The sequence below is a fragment of the Bacillus sp. JJ783 genome, assembly GCF_036963225.1.
In the GTDB taxonomy this organism is placed as follows: Bacteria; Bacillota; Bacilli; order Bacillales; family Bacillaceae_G; genus Bacillus_A; species Bacillus_A cereus_U.
This window is the reverse complement of sequence record NZ_JBALMG010000121.1, coordinates 1-619: the sequence shown is the minus strand read 5'-3', so window position 1 is coordinate 619 and position 619 is coordinate 1. Positions and strand designations below refer to the sequence as shown.

The following is a 619-nucleotide window of genomic DNA, read 5'->3' as shown; positions in this document are numbered from 1 at the left end:
TTTACTTTTAAAATAATATCACGTTCTAACTCTTCATTTTTCTTACCAATACGACTTCCAATAAAGAATACATCGATTAAAGCCCAAATACCAAGCCCACCCAGTGTTAAAGTCATTGCGATAGCCATACCGAAATCACGTGCATAATAGCGATGACCTCCAAGCCCTCCTAGGAAAAACCAAATTAAGTAAGCAAGCCCTTTTGATTTTTTATTTTTTTCAAATTCTGAGTTTACAAGTGCCAATTGTTCTGATGATAAATCGTTCTTTAATAATAAATTATCCACTTAAATTCTCCTTGTTATGTAAGATTTTATAAATGCAAATTTTAATATACCATAACTCAAATAAAATTGTAATAACTATATTAAAATATTAAATGATATACGAATTGAGCTGAGATTTCGAACAATTGTAATAGAATAAATATTTATTTTGAAATTATTTATATTGAGTACTACCCATTAACTTTAACGATAAGAACTTATTTTTTATATTAAGAATGATATCTCCATACAATATAAAAATAAGTTGTACTTACAGTAGTATATTTCCTTTAAAATAAATGGATTTTCAATAATAATATAGAAATATAAAGTGAATAAATAATATATATTGG

1 protein-coding gene is annotated in these 619 nt (G+C 25.4%); it reads right to left on the bottom strand.

Annotated elements, in window-relative coordinates:
* The coding region (locus V7038_RS23105) for a TM2 domain-containing protein (RefSeq protein WP_335695672.1) at window positions 1-287 on the bottom strand (287 nt) is incomplete at its 3' end.
* Window positions 288-619: the final 332 nt, after the last annotated feature.